Raw genomic sequence first — 13312 nt, forward strand, 5'->3', positions numbered from 1 at the left:
GGGCGGCCCGCGCACGATCAGCTGGGCCCACCTCCGCGCGTCCTGGCCCACCGCCCACCGTGAGCCGGGACGCGGCGCGATCAGGCCACCTGATCATCTGGGCACACCGCCGGTGCGAGCGACGTCCCCCGGTGAGGGAAGGGTCGCCTCACCAGTGCGTCTCCGCAGGCGGCTGGGATGATGGGGGGTGGCATTCAAGCCCGATGGACTCTCGAGGGTGAGGCGCAAGCAGTGGCAGCCAGCAAGGACAGCTTCGGGGCCCGGGCGACGCTCAGCGTCGACGGCACCGACTACGACATCTACCGGCTCGACGCGGTCGAGGGCGCGGACCGGCTCCCCTTCAGCCTGAAGGTCCTGCTCGAGAACCTGCTGCGCACCGAGGACGGCGCGGACATCACCGCCGACCACATCCGGGCGCTGGCGAACTGGGACCCGTCGGCGGAGCCCGACCAGGAGATCCAGTTCACCCCGGCCCGCGTGGTCATGCAGGACTTCACCGGCGTCCCCTGCATCGTCGACCTCGCCACCATGCGCGAGGCCATGGCGGAGCTCGGCGGCGACCCGAACAAGATCAACCCGCTCGCGCCGGCCGAGCTGGTCATCGACCACTCGGTCATCGCCGACGTCTTCGGCACGCCGGACTCGTTCGAGCGCAACGTCGAGATCGAGTACCAGCGCAACGGCGAGCGCTACCAGTTCCTGCGCTGGGGCCAGGGCGCCTTCGACGACTTCAAGGTCGTCCCCCCGGGCATGGGCATCGTCCACCAGGTCAACATCGAGCACCTGGCCCGCGTGGTGTTCCCGCGCCAGGAGGGCGACCGCGTCGTCGCCTACCCGGACACCTGCGTGGGCACCGACTCGCACACCACGATGGTCAACGGCCTGGGCGTGCTCGGCTGGGGCGTCGGCGGCATCGAGGCCGAGGCCGCGATGCTCGGCCAGCCGGTGTCGATGCTCATCCCGCGCGTGGTCGGCTTCAAGCTGACCGGCGAGCTGCCCGAGGGCTCCACCGCCACCGACCTCGTCCTCACGATCACCGAGATGCTGCGCCAGCACGGCGTCGTCGGGAAGTTCGTCGAGTTCTACGGCGAGGGCGTCTCCGCGGTGCCGCTGGCCAACCGCGCCACGATCGGCAACATGAGCCCGGAGTTCGGCTCGACCGCGGCGATGTTCCCCATCGACGAGGAGACCATCACCTACCTGAAGCTCACCGGCCGCTCGCCGGCGCAGGTGGCGCTGGTCGAGGCCTACGCCAAGGAGCAGGGCCTCTGGCACGACCCGTCGCGCGAGCCGGCCTTCTCCGAGTACCTCGAGCTGGACCTGTCCACCGTCGTCCCCTCGATCGCCGGCCCGAAGCGGCCGCAGGACCGGGTCGCGCTCACCGACGCCAAGGCCTCCTTCCGCGAGGCGCTGCCCACCTACGCGCCGGTCGACGAGATGCAGGAGGACGACGACGACGCCGCGAGCTCCGGCTCCAGCGTCGACGAGTCGGTCGAGGAGACCTTCCCGGCGTCGGACCCGGCCAGCCCGTTCGCGCACGACAACGGCGACGCCGGCAAGCCGCACCACGTCGTCCCCGGCCCGGTGGCCGACCGCACCTCCAAGCCCACCCGCGTGGTGCTCGAGGACGGCACGGAGTCCTTCGTCGACCACGGCCACGTCGTGATCGCCGCGATCACCTCCTGCACCAACACCTCCAACCCGCAGGTGATGCTCGGGGCGGCGCTGCTGGCGAAGAAGGCCGTCGAGGCCGGCCTGCAGACCAAGCCCTGGGTCAAGACGACGCTGGCGCCCGGCTCGAAGGTCGTCACCGACTACTACGAGAAGTCCGGCCTCACCCCGTACCTGGAGAAGCTCGGCTTCTTCCTGGTCGGCTACGGCTGCACCACCTGCATCGGCAACTCCGGCCCGCTGCCGGAGCCGGTGTCGGCTGCGGTCAACGAGGCCGACCTCGCCGTCGTCTCGGTGCTGTCGGGCAACCGGAACTTCGAGGGCCGGATCAACCCCGACGTCAAGATGAACTACCTGGCCAGCCCGCCGCTGGTCATCGCCTACGCGCTGGCCGGCTCCATGGACGTCGACATCACCACCGAGCCGCTGGGCACGGGCAAGGACGGGCAGGACGTGTACCTGCGCGACATCTGGCCCTCGCCGCAGGAGGTCCAGCGGGTCATCGACGAGTCGGTCTCCGCCGAGCAGTTCGGCCGCAGCTACGAGGACGTCTTCGCCGGCACCGAGCAGTGGCAGAACCTGCCCACGCCCACCGGTGACACCTTCTCGTGGGACGCCGAGAGCACCTACGTCCGCAAGCCCCCGTACTTCGAGGGCATGCAGGACCAGCCCGCCCCGGTGCAGGACATCACCGGCGCGCGGACGCTGGCGGTGCTCGGCGACTCGGTGACCACCGACCACATCTCGCCCGCGGGGTCGATCAAGGCCGACAGCCCGGCCGGGAAGTACCTGCGCGAGCACGGCGTGGAGCGGCGCGACTTCAACTCCTACGGCTCCCGCCGCGGGAACCACGAGGTCATGATCCGCGGCACCTTCGCCAACATCCGGCTGCGCAACCAGCTGGTGCCCGGCACCGAGGGCGGCGTCACCAAGAACCACCTGACCGGCGAGACGACGAGCATCTACGAGGCGTCGCAGGCCTACCAGCAGGCCGGCGTCCCGCTGGTCGTGCTGGCCGGCAAGGAGTACGGCTCGGGGTCGTCGCGCGACTGGGCGGCCAAGGGGACGGCGCTGCTCGGCGTCAAGGCGGTCATCGCCGAGAGCTACGAGCGGATCCACCGCTCCAACCTCATCGGCATGGGCGTCCTGCCGCTGCAGTTCCCCGAGGGCGAGAACCGCGAGTCCCTCGGCCTGACCGGCGACGAGGAGTTCACCATCACCGGCATCACCGCCCTCAACGACGGCGAGACCCCGCGCACGGTGAAGGTGAAGGCCGGGGACGTGGAGTTCGACGCCCGCGTCCGCATCGACACCCCGGGCGAGGCGAACTACTACCGCAACGGCGGGATCATGCAGTACGTCCTCCGCTCGCTGCGCAACGCCTGATCGGAGGCTGATCCCCCGATGGACCTGGGCCTGGGCGGTCGCGGGTACCTGCTCACCGGCGCGAGCCGGGGGCTGGGCCTGGCGACCGCCCGGGCCCTCGTCGCCGACGGGGCCCGCGTCCTGGTCAGCTCCCGCTCCGCCGAGTCGGTCTCCGCGGCCGTGGCGGAGCTGGGCGACGGCGCGTCCGGGGTGGCCGCCGACCTCGCCGACCCCGGCGCCGCGGACCTGCTCGTCGAGCGCGCACTGGAGGTGCTCGGCCGGGTCGACGGCGTGCTGGTCTCCGTCGGCGGACCGGCGCCGGGCACGGTCCTCCGGACGGCGGAGGACGACTGGCGGGACGCCGTCGACAGTGTGCTGCTCGGCCCGCTGCGGCTGGTCCGGGCGCTGGAGCCGCACCTGTCCGCGGGGGCGGCGATCGGCTTCGTGCTGTCGACGTCGGTGCGCCAGCCGATCGGGCACCTGGCCATCTCCAACGCGCTGCGCCCAGGCCTGGCCATGACCGCGAAGGCGCTGGCCGACGAGCTCGGCCCGCGCGGGATCCGGGTGGTCGGGCTGATGCCCGGCACCATCGCCACCGACCGGATCACCGACATCGAGGCCGCCTCCGGGGACCCGGCGGCGATGCGGGCGCGCACCGAGGCCGGCATCCCGCTGCGCCGCGTGGGCGAACCCGACGAGTTCGGCCGGGTGGCGGCCTTCCTGCTCTCCCCCGCCGCCAGTTACGTCACGGGCACGATGGTGGCGGTCGACGGCGGCGTCCTGCGCACTCCGTGATGAAGGACCCCCTCGCCCCCCGAGAAGGACCCCCTCGCCCCCCGTCACTCGCAGGCTCGCGACGGGACCCTGCGAGGGGGCCGATCGACGCTCGCGGCGGGCCCCTGCGAGCAGGCCACGTCCTGGTGGCCTGCGCCCACGGCACCCGCAACCCCACCGGGCGCCGGCTGGTCGCCGAGCTGGCCCTGGCCGCGCGCCGGCTGCGCCCGGGCCTGGTCACGACGGCGGCCTTCGTCGACGTGCAGCCGCCCACGGTGGTCGACGTCGTCGCGGGGCTCGCCGCCGACGGGCGGCCGGCCGTCGTCGTGCCGCTGCTGCTGTCCGGCGGCTACCACGTGCACGTCGACATCGCGGGCGCCGTGGCCGCGCACGAGTCCGCCGTCGCCGCCCGCCCGCTGGGCCCCGACCCACGGCTGGCCGACGTCCTCTCCGACCGGCTGGCCGAGGCCGGCGCCGACCCGCGCGACCCGCTCACCGCGGTGGTGCTGGCCGCCGCGGGCTCCAGCGACCCGCGGTCGGTGGCCGACGTCGAGGACACCGCCGACCTGCTGCAGCGCTCCTGGGCCGGCCCGGTGACCACCGGCTACGGCTCCGCCGCGCAGCCCCCCGTCGCCGACGCGGTCGCCGCCGCGCGCAAGGCCGGCGCCGAGCGGGTCGTCGTCGCCTCCTACCTGCTCGCGCCCGGCCACTTCCACGGCAGGCTGGCCGAGGCCGGCGCCGACGTCGTCACCGCTCCCCTGCTGCCGGACGAGCGCATCGCCGCCGTCCTGCTCGACCGCTACGACGCCGCCGTCGGCTGAGCGCGCTCAGGCGGTCCAGCCGAGCCACCGCTCGCCGGCCACCAGGACGGCGACGAAGAGCAGCGCGGCCGCCACCGGGACCACCGGCGTCCACCAGGAGCGGCGGACCGCCAGCCGAACGAGCAGCACCGCCGCGGCGAGCCAGGCCAGCCACAGCGGGACGAGCACCGGACCGGGGACCACCAGGCCGCCGGCCAGGTAGAACCAGCCGACGACCAGGTGCGCGAGCCCGGCCAGCCCGGCGAGGACCAGCGGTCCTCCGCGGCGGGCGGTGTCGGGAGGCACGGCGGCAGTATGCAGGCGTCAGCCCGGGTCCGGTCCGGTCGCCGCCGGGCGGGACGGGTCGGCCGACCACTGCGACCACGAGCCCGGCCACAGCGCCGCCGCGATGCCGGCCTCGGCCAGCGCGGCCACCTCGTGCGCGGCGGTCACGCCCGAGCCGCAGTAGACGCCGACCGCCGTCCCCGGCCGCACGCCGAGCGCGGCGAACCGGTCGGCCAGGTCGGTCCGGAACCGGCCGTCCGCCCGCAGGTTCTCCCCCGTCGGCGCGCTCACCGCGCCTGGCACGTGCCCGGCCCGCGGGTCCACCGGCTCGCGCTCGCCGCGGTAGCGCTCGCCGGCCCGGGCGTCGAGCAGCACCCCGCCGCGTGCCGGCAGCGCCGCGGCCTCGTCGGCGGTGAGCGTCGGCATGCCGCCGCCGGTCAGCACCACGTCGCCGGGCGCCGGGACGACGTCGCCGGTCTCCAGCGCCCCGCCCGCGGCGACCCACGCGTCCAGGCCGCCGTCGAGCAGCCGGACGCCGGTCAGCCCGCCCCAGCGCAGCAGCCACCACGCCCGCGCGGCGGCCTGCCCACCGGTGGCGTCGTAGGCCACGACGGACGCCCCGCGGCCGATCCCCCACCGCCGCGCCGCGGCCTGCAGCGCGGCCACCGGCGGCAGCGGGTGCCGGCCCCCGGCGGCCGACGGCAGCGCGGACAGCTCGGTCTCCAGGTCGACGAACACCGCGCCCGGCAGGTGACCGGCCAGGTACCGCTCGCGGCCGTGCGGGTCGCCCAGCGCCCACCGGACGTCGAGCAGCACCGGCCGGGACGGCGCCGCGAGCAGCTCCGCGGCGCCGACGAGGACCGTCACCGGGCGGTGGCGAGCAGCCCGCGCAGCTCCTGGGTCAGCGCGTCCCGGGCGTCGCGGCGGCCCAGCCACGCGGCCGGCGTCGCCTGGAACAGGGTGGTCTTCCACCGCCCGCCGCCCTCGTCGACGGCGACGAGGGTGTGGATGCTGTGCAGCCCCGGGTCCACGTCGTCCTCGCCCGGCGGGATCATCCCGGAGTGCGCGTGCAGCACGGCCACGCCGTCGGTCACGGCGCGCACGGAGCGGACCACGGCCACGTAGGTCGCCGTCGGGTGGCTGCCGAACACCCGCCGCAGGTCCGAGGCGATGGACAACCGGCCGCTCACCGACGTCCCGTCGTAGCCGACCATGTCGCCGTCGTCGGCGAAGACGGCGGCCACCGCCGCGCCGCTGCGCCGGTTCCAGCCGTCGACGAAGTCGGCGTAGAGGGCGCGGATCTGGGCGTCGTACGGGTGCGCGGACGTCACGGAGCTCCTCCTGGTGCAGATGGGGCAGGAGGAACGCTAGTTGCTACGCCGCGCCGACCGTCCGACGCTCGCCGTCGGCGAACTGGGTCCGGTAGAGGTCGGCGTAGCGGCCCCCGAGTGCCAGCAACTCCTCGTGAGTGCCCGACTCCACGATGCGACCGTCGTCGACCACGAGGATCTGGTCGGCGCTGCGGATCGTGGACAGCCGGTGCGCGATCACCAGCGCCGTCCGGCCGGTCAGCGCGGTGTCCAGGGCGTGCTGCACCGCCACCTCGGACTCGCTGTCCAGGTGCGCGGTCGCCTCGTCGAGGATGACGATCCCCGGCGCCTTGAGCAGCACCCGCGCGATCGCCAGCCGCTGTTTCTCCCCACCCGAGAGCCGGTAGCCGCGGTCGCCGACGACGGTGTCCAGGCCGTCGGGCAGCGCCGCGATGAGCGCGGCGATCCGCGCGCCGGTCAGCGCCGCCCACAGCTGCTCCTCGGTGGCGTCGGGGCGGGCGTAGAGCAGGTTGGCGCGGATCGTGTCGTGGAACAGGTGCGCGTCCTGGCTGACGACGCCGATCGCGTCGCGCAGCGAGGCCAGCGTCGCCTCGCGGACGTCGAGCCCGCCGACCCGCACCGCGCCGCCGGTGACGTCGTACAGCCGCGGCACCAGGTTGACGATCGTCGACTTGCCGGCGCCCGAGTGCCCGACCAGCGCCACCATCTGCCCGGGCTCGACCCGGAACGACACGTCGTGCAGCACCGCCGTCGGGCCGCCGTGCTCGGGCAGGGACACGTCCTCGAGCGAGGCCAGCGACACGTCGGTGGCGGCCGGGTAGCTGAAGGAGACGGCGTCGAACTCGATCGACCGGTCGCCGGCCGGCACCGGGACGGCGTCCGGCGCCTCGGCGATCATCGGCGCGAGGTCGAGCACCTCGAAGACCCGGTCGAAGCTGACCATCGCGCTCATGACGTCGACCCGGACGTTGGACAGGGCGGTCAGCGGCCCGTACAGCCGCGACAGCAGCAGCGCCAGCGCGACGACGTCGCCCGGCGACAGCGACCCGTCGAAGGCCAGCCAGCCGCCCAGGCCGTAGACCAGCGCGGTGGCCAGCGCCGCCACCAGCGTCAGCGCGGTGAAGAAGGTGCGGCCGTACATGGCCGACAGGACGCCGATGTCGCGCACCCGCGCCGCGCGGCCGCGGAAGCTCTCGGCCTCGGTGTCGGGCCGGCCGAACAGCTTGACCAGCAGCGCCCCGGCGACGTTGAACCGCTCGGTCATCGTCGCGTTCATCGACGCGTTGAGCCCGTAGGACTCCCGGGTGATCTCCTGCAGCCGCTTGCCGATGCGCCGTGCTGGCAGCACGAACAGCGGCACCATCACCAGCGAGAGCAGGGTGATCTGCCAGGACAGCGTGAACATGACGCCGGCGGTGAGCACCAGGCCGATCACGTTGGAGACGACGCCGGACAGCGTCGAGGTGAACGCCTGCTGCGCGCCGACGACGTCGTTGTTGAGCCGGCTGACCAGCGCGCCGGTCTGGGTGCGGGTGAAGAACGCGACCGGCATCCGCTGCACGTGCTCGAACACCCGGCTGCGCAGGTCGTAGATGACGCCCTCGCCGATCCGGGCGGAGTACCAGCGGGTGGCCACCGAGATCGCGGCGTCGAGCACCGCCAGGCCCGCGATGAACAGCGCGATGCGGACGATGCCGCCGGCGGTGCCGTCGAGGCGGGCGATCCGGTTGACGATGTCGCCGGCCAGCAGCGGGGTGAGCACGCCGATGACCGAGGAGCCGACCACCAGCAGCAGGAAGAAGGTGAGCTCGCGCCGGTAGGGCCGGGCGACGCCGAGGATGCGGCGCACCGTGCCCTTGGGCAGCGGCCGCGAGGTGACCGACGGGTCCCGGCGGAACGAGCGCATCGCCGCCATGGAGGTCATGGGACTGCTCACGACACGACCTCCTCACGACCGGACGGGGACCGGCCGCAGGCACAACAGCGGCCGGTCCCCTCCTGTTCCGGATCCCTCAGCGGCGGGCGAGCCCCGCCAGCTCGGCCAGCCGCCGGGACTGCGCGGCCCGCTCGGCCGCGTCCTGCGTCTCCGGGGGGTTGCGCACGGCCGAGCGCACCAGCGCCGCGGTCTCCCGGACCGCCCCCGCCGGCGGCGCGGTGAGCGCGGCGACCAGCGTCGCGACCGCCTCGTCCAGCTCCGCGGCCGGGACGACGGCGTTCGCGATCCCCCACGCCAGCGCCTCCGCCGCCGGCACCGGCCGGCCGGTCACGCAGACCTCCATCGCCCGCGCGTAGCCCACCAGCTCCGCCAGCGTGCTGGTGCCGGTGAGGTCGGGGACGAGGCCGAGCGTCGCCTCGGGGAGCCGCAGCGACGCGTCGTCGGTCATCACCCGCAGGTCGCAGGCGAGCGCCAGCTGGGCGCCGGCGCCGATCGCGTGGCCCTGCACCGCGGCCACCGAGACGATCCCCGGCGAGCGCAGCCACCGGAAGCCGGCCTGGTACCCGCGGATCCGCTCCTGCGCGAGCTCGGCCGGCATCGTGCCCAGCTCGCCGAGCCCGCCGGGCGTGGACGGGTCGGCACCGAACAGGCTGCGGTCCAGGCCCGCGGAGAAGGAGCGGCCGCTGCCCCGCACGACGACCACCCGGACGTCGTCGTCGAGCGAGGCACCCACGGACGCCAGCGCCGCCCAGGTGGCCGGCGTCTGGGCGTTGAGCTGGTCGGGTCGGTCGAGCGTGACGGTCAGGACGGCGCCGTCCCGGCCGGTGTGGACCCAGCCGTCGGCGTCGGCCGCCGTCACGCGGTCTTCTTGCTGTTCCGGTTCGCCCCGCCACGGCTGCGCAGCGTGGCACCGGACTCCGACAGGAGCCGGTGCACGAACCCGTAGGACCGGTTGGTCGAGGTCGCCAGGGAGCGGATGCTCTCCCCGCCGTCGTACCGCTTCTTCAGCTCGTCGGCGAGGGTGGTGCGGTCCCCACCGGTGATGCGCTTGCCCTTGCCGAGGTCCGTGCTCGAGTCGGCCATGACTCCCCTCCGTCGCAGCCGCCGAGGCCGGCGAGGGGGCCGGCCCGGTCGGTGCTGGCTCGCGTGGTGCCGCCGTCCCCGTGACGCCGGCCTCCCGCACCGATGATCACCCAGCCCGCGCGGCTCGGCCACGCGAACGACAACTTCCCGGCGAGGGCCGCCTCAGGCGAGCTCGACGAGGTCGGCGAGGTCCTCGCTCCAGGCGTCCTCGGTGCCGTCGGGCAGGAGGATGACCTTGTCCGGGTCGAGCGCGCGGACCGCGCCCTCGTCGTGCGTGACCAGCACGATCGCGCCGGCGTAGGTGCGCAGCGCGTCGAGCACCTGCTCGCGGCTGGCGGGGTCGAGGTTGTTGGTCGGCTCGTCGAGCAGCAGCACGTTGGCGCCGGAGACGACGAGCGTGGCCATCGCCAGCCGGGTCTTCTCCCCGCCGGACAGCGTGCCGGCGCGCTGGTCGGCGGCGTCGCCGGAGAACAGGAAGGCGCCGAGGATGCGCCGCAGCTCGGTGTCGGTGCTCTGCGGCGCCGCCGCGCGCATGTTCTCCAGCAGCGAGCGGTCGTGGTCGAGCGTCTCGTGCTCCTGCGCGTAGTAGCCGATCCGGAGCCCGTGGCCCGGCTGCACCTGGCCGGTGTCGGGGGCCTCGGTGCCGGCCAGCATCCGCAGCAGCGTCGTCTTGCCCGCCCCGTTGAGCCCGAGGACGACGACCCGCGCGCCCCGGTCGACGGCGAGGTCGACGTCGGTGAACACCTCGAGCGAGCCGTAGCTCTTGGACAGCCCCTCCGCGGTGAGCGGGGTCCGCCCGCACGGCGCCGGCGTGGGGAACCGGAGCCTGGCCACCCGGTCCTGGACGCGGACCTCGTCCAGCCCGGCGGCCAGCCGCGCGGCGCGCTTGTCCATGCTCTGCGCGGCCCGGGCCTTGGTGGCCTTGGCGCGCATCTTGTCCGCCTGCGCCGTCAGCGCGTCGATCTTGCGCTCGGTGTTGGCCCGCTCCTGCTTGCGGCGCCGCTCGTCGGTCTCCCGCTGGGCGAGGTAGGGCTTCCAGCCGAGGTTGTAGACGTCGACGGTGGCCCGGTTGGCGTCGAGGTGCCACACCTTGTTGACGACGGCGTCGAGCAGCTCGACGTCGTGGCTGATGACGATCAGCCCGCCCCTGTGCGCGGCGAGGAAGGTCTTGAGCCAGGCGATCGAGTCGGCGTCGAGGTGGTTCGTGGGCTCGTCGAGCAGCAGCGTCTCGGCGTCGGAGAACAGGATGCGGGCGAGCTCCACGCGCCGCCGCTGACCGCCGGACAGGGTGCGCAGCGGCTGGCCCATGACCCGGTCGGGCAGGCCGAGGGCGGTGCAGATGCGCGCGGCGTCGCTCTCGGCGGCGTACCCGCCCAGCGCCGCGAACTGGTCCTCGAGCCGCCCGTACCGGCGGACGGCGCGGTCGCGCTCGGCGTCGTCGGCGGGCTCGGCCATGGCGACCTGCGCCTTGACCAGCTGCGCCTTGAGGACGTCGAGGCCGCGGCCGGACAGCACGCGGTCGCTGGCGGTGATGTCGAGGTCGCCGCTGCGCGGGTCCTGCGGGAGGTAGCCGATCTCGCCGGTCACCTCGACCTTGCCGGCGTGCGGCAGGCGCTCACCGGCGAGCGTGGTGAGCGTGGTGGTCTTGCCGGCGCCGTTGCGCCCGACCAGACCGATGCGGTCGCCCGGCTGCACGCGCAGGCTGACGTCGCTGAGGAGGATGCGGGCGCCGGCGCGCAGTTCGAGGCCGGTCGTCGTGATCACTGATCCCAGGGTAGGCCCTGTCGTCCCGGAACCGGAGCGGATTGCCGGGTGACGTCCACGGCACGACCGTCCCTCCACACTCCGGGCGAGATCACTACCGCCGGCGCCCGCGGCGGGTCACCATCCGCTCGTGACCGATCCCTCCTGGTCCGGGCCCTCCTGGGGTCTGCCCTGTCCCGTCTGCGGCACGCCGGCCGCGCCCGCCCCGGCGCCCTGCGGGACCTGCGGCCTGCCCGCCGTCGCGCAGGCGGCCACCGTGGTGGCCCGGCTCGGCGCGACCATCGACGAGTTCGCCCGCGAGCGGGACGCCCTGGTGGCCACCCTCCGCGCGGCGGCCCCGGGCCCGGCCCCCGTCCCGTCTCCGGCTCCGTCTCCGTCTCCGTCGCCGGCTCCGGCTCCGGCTCCCGTCCCGGCTCCGGCTCCGGCGTGGGCGCCTCCGCCGCCGGTGCCGCCCGTCCCCCCGCCGCTTCCGTGGCCGTCCCCGCGGCGGCGGCTGAGCCCGCAGCAGGTGCTGCTGGGCCTGGGGGCGCTGCTCGTGGTCGCCGCGGCGATCGCGTTCGTGGCGGTGGCCTGGACCCGGCTGGGCGTCACCTTCCAGGCCGCGGTCATGGCCACGGTCACCGCCGCCGCCTGCGCGACCTCGGCGTGGAGCGCCCGCCGCGGCCTGCGGGCCACCGAGGAGGCCCTGGCCGGCGCCGGGGCCGCGCTGCTCGCCGTCGACCTCGCCGCCGCGCACGCGCTCGGCCTGTGGGGCGCCGACGCCGTGCCGCCCCGGCTGTGGGGCGGGCTGTCCTGCGTCGTCGTGGCGGGAGGGGCCCTGGCCCTCGGCCGCGGCACGCGCAGCACGGTCACCTGGCCGCTGGTCGCCCTGCTCGCCGCCCAGCCGGCCGGCTGGCTGCTGCTGCCCCTCGGGCCGGCCGAGGGCGCCGCCGGGGTCGCGGTCCTGCTCGCCACCGCGCTGGTCGACGTCCTGGCGCTGCTGGTGCTGCGCCCGGCGCTGCAGCAGGTCGCGCTCGGCCTGGGCGCCTTGACCGGGGGCGCCGGCGTGCTGCTCGGCGTGCCGCTGGCCTGGGACGGCGGCACGGTCGACGGCTGGGTCGCCACCGCCGTCCTGGTGGTGGCCGCGGCCGTCGCCGGCGCCCTGCTGCGGGAGCCGCGGCTGGCGCCGTTCCTGCCGGAGCCGCGCGCCGCCGCGGCCGGCGCGGCGGGGGTCGCGGCCCTGGCCCTGGCCGGGTCGCTGAGCGGGCTCGGTGTGGCCGGGACCGTCGCGGCGGGCGGGCTGGGCCTGGTGCTGCTCACCGCCGCCGCGCCGCCGTCGGTGGCCGGACCGGTGCCGGCGGCGCTGCTCGCGGGTGGTGGCGTGCTCACCGCGGCCGGCACCGGCGTCCTCGCCGACGGCGAGCACCCCGCGCCGCTGGCCCTGCTGGTCCTGGCCGCCGCCGTCCCGGCCGGCCTCGCCGCGGTGCTGCGCCCCGGGGTCCGCGCCGCGGCGACCGCGGCCGCGCTGGCCGCCCCCGGCGGTGCCGTCCTGATCGCCGCCGGGGCCGGGCTGCTGTCCCCCGCGGGCGCCGGCCTGCTGCTCGCCCTCGTCGCCGCCGCCGCGTTCGCCGTCGCCACGGCCCGTGCCGCGCGGCCCGAGGAGGCCGCCGCCGCGGGCACCGGCGCGGTCCTCGCCGTGGCCGCCGGGATCACCGCCGGCAGCGCCGGGGCGTGGGGGCAGGTCGCGATCGACCTCGCGGTGGTCGGGGCGGCGGCCGGCTGCTACGCCGTCGTCGCCCGGCGCCGCCTCGCCGCCGTCCTCGCGGTGGCCGACCTGGTGCTCGCGGTGTGGATCGCCGCGGCGGGCGCGGAGATCCGCACGCCGGAGGTCTACACGCTGCCGGCCGCGGCGGGCCTGCTGCTGCTCGCGGTCCCGGCCCTGCGCACCGGGGCCGCGTCCTGGGCCGCCGAGGGCGCCGCGGTGGCCGTGGCGGTGCTGCCGTCGGCGGTGGTCGCCGTGGCCGACCCGGCGCCGCTGCGGCTGGTGGGGGTGGTCGCCGCGGCGGCCGGGCTGACGGTCGGCGGGGCGCTCACCCACCGGCAGGCGCCGTTCGTCGTCGGGGCCGGCGCCCTGCTGGTGGTGGCGCTGGGCCGGCTGGCGCCCTACGCGCCGCTGGTGCCGCGCTGGGTCACGCTGGCCACCGCGGGCCTGCTGCTGCTGGTCGTCGGGGCCACCTACGAGCGGCGCCGGCAGCAGGCGCGGGAGGCGGTGGCCTGGGTCGCGCAGATGCGCTGACCGCCCCTAGCGTGGGCCCGACGGCCGG

11 protein-coding genes are annotated in these 13312 nt (G+C 75.7%); 4 read left to right on the plus strand and 7 right to left on the minus strand.

The annotated features are described in order from the left end of the window. Positions 1–231 precede the first annotated feature (231 nt). From ACI79L_RS01035 to ACI79L_RS01045, 3 genes are all read left to right on the plus strand, one after another. The gene (locus tag ACI79L_RS01035; protein WP_456934984.1) at positions 232–3057 is read left to right on the plus strand and encodes an aconitate hydratase; all 2826 of its coding nucleotides are present in this window, start codon (positions 232–234) and stop codon (positions 3055–3057) included. 18 nt (positions 3058–3075) lie between these two features. Continuing rightward, positions 3076–3831: an SDR family oxidoreductase gene (locus ACI79L_RS01040; RefSeq protein ID WP_456934985.1), complete on the plus strand. Its 756-nt coding sequence runs from the start codon at positions 3076–3078 to the stop codon at positions 3829–3831. 125 nt (positions 3832–3956) lie between these two features. Next, on the plus strand, positions 3957–4631 hold the full coding sequence (locus ACI79L_RS01045; RefSeq protein ID WP_456934986.1) for a sirohydrochlorin chelatase: 675 nt from the start codon (positions 3957–3959) through the stop codon (positions 4629–4631). A 6-nt stretch (positions 4632–4637) separates the two neighbouring features. On the opposite strand, the gene ACI79L_RS01050 is transcribed toward ACI79L_RS01045, so the two are convergent. The 7 genes from ACI79L_RS01050 to ACI79L_RS01080 all read right to left on the minus strand — a co-directional run bounded on the left by ACI79L_RS01050 (position 4638) and on the right by ACI79L_RS01080 (position 11009). Next, positions 4638–4916 (minus strand): hypothetical protein, encoded by a 279-nt coding sequence (locus ACI79L_RS01050; protein WP_456934987.1) that lies wholly within the window; start codon positions 4914–4916, stop codon positions 4638–4640. Positions 4917–4934: 18 nt separating this feature from the next. Then, the gene (locus ACI79L_RS01055) at positions 4935–5762 is read right to left on the minus strand and encodes a sulfurtransferase (protein ID WP_456934988.1); all 828 of its coding nucleotides are present in this window, start codon (positions 5760–5762) and stop codon (positions 4935–4937) included. Beyond that, entirely contained in the window at positions 5759–6226 is a 468-nt protein-coding gene (locus ACI79L_RS01060; protein WP_456934989.1) for an SgcJ/EcaC family oxidoreductase, read from the minus strand. Before ACI79L_RS01060 ends, ACI79L_RS01055 begins: the two co-directional genes overlap by 4 nt. Positions 6227–6269: 43 nt before the next feature. Continuing rightward, on the minus strand, positions 6270–8162 hold the full coding sequence (locus ACI79L_RS01065) for an ABC transporter ATP-binding protein (protein WP_456934990.1): 1893 nt from the start codon (positions 8160–8162) through the stop codon (positions 6270–6272). 76 nt (positions 8163–8238) lie between these two features. After that, a complete protein-coding gene (locus ACI79L_RS01070) occupies positions 8239–9021 on the minus strand; it encodes an enoyl-CoA hydratase/isomerase family protein (protein ID WP_456934991.1) in 783 nt (260 codons plus the stop codon). Next, positions 9018–9245: a helix-turn-helix domain-containing protein gene (locus ACI79L_RS01075; RefSeq protein WP_387992902.1), complete on the minus strand. Its 228-nt coding sequence runs from the start codon at positions 9243–9245 to the stop codon at positions 9018–9020. The genes ACI79L_RS01070 and ACI79L_RS01075 overlap by 4 nt, the downstream gene beginning before the upstream one ends. Before the next feature lie 162 nt (positions 9246–9407). After that, positions 9408–11009, minus strand: coding sequence for an ABC-F family ATP-binding cassette domain-containing protein (locus tag ACI79L_RS01080; protein WP_456934992.1), 1602 nt, complete (start codon positions 11007–11009; stop codon positions 9408–9410). Positions 11010–11517: 508 nt separating this feature from the next. Here ACI79L_RS01080 and ACI79L_RS01085 point away from each other — a divergent pair. Continuing rightward, positions 11518–13284 (plus strand): SCO7613 C-terminal domain-containing membrane protein, encoded by a 1767-nt coding sequence (locus ACI79L_RS01085; protein WP_456934993.1) that lies wholly within the window; start codon positions 11518–11520, stop codon positions 13282–13284. Positions 13285–13312 lie beyond the last annotated feature (28 nt).

Source organism: Geodermatophilus sp. SYSU D00684, assembly GCF_054050455.1.